This window comes from Aerococcus sp. L_32, from assembly GCF_050689315.1.
Genome location: NZ_JBOEQF010000886.1, coordinates 1 through 770, shown reverse-complemented (window position 1 = coordinate 770; position 770 = coordinate 1). Strand labels below are relative to the sequence as shown.

Below are 770 nucleotides of genomic sequence, written 5' to 3'. Positions count from 1 at the left end.
ATTTCCGTGAATTGGTAAATGAAATTACAATGTTTCTTGGTTACGAGGTAACGCGTGATTTATCAATGGAAGAAATTGAAATTGAAACACCTTTAGTTAAAACAACCCAAAAAGTTATTGCTGGTAAAAAATTAGCGATTGCCCCAATTTTACGTGCTGGTTTAGGAATGGTTGATGGCATGCTATTATTGATGCCTGCAGCAAAAGTAGGTCACATTGGTATGTTCCGTGACGAAGAAACTTTACAACCACAAGAGTACTTCTTCAAAATGCCTCAAGACATTGAAGAACGTGAAGTAATCGTAGTAGATCCAATGTTAGCGACTGGTGGATCTGCCATCATGGCTATTGATTCACTAGTGAAACGTAATGTTAAAGCAGAAAGCATTAAATTTGTATGTTTAGTTGCAGCGCCAGAAGGTGTGAAAGCTTTACAAGATGCTTACCCAGAAGTTGATATTTTTGCGGGTGCATTAGATGAGAAGTTAAACGAAGATGGCTACATCTTACCAGGTCTTGGTGACGCTGGTGACCGTCTGTTTGGTACCTTATAATTGTCATCAATTACATGTATATGCTACTCTTGATATACAAAACGAAGCATAAACATTTGAAACAAATAAATTAATATTAGATAGGTGATAATAAAAATGACGGAAAACATGATTGTTAAGGGTGGCCGTAAATTAAAAGGGCATGTAAGGGTTGATGGGGCAAAAAACGCTGTCTTACCTTTATTAGCAGCCACTTTATTAGCAGACCAAGGGAAG

At 37.3% G+C, this 770-nt stretch carries 1 protein-coding gene; it reads left to right on the top strand.

Features of this window, described 5'->3' with window-relative positions:
- On the top strand, window positions 1–554 hold a 554-nt coding region (gene upp, locus ACRCJ0_RS17120; protein WP_431391362.1), incomplete at its 5' end, for a uracil phosphoribosyltransferase.
- Between the last annotated feature and the right edge of the window lie 216 nt (window positions 555–770).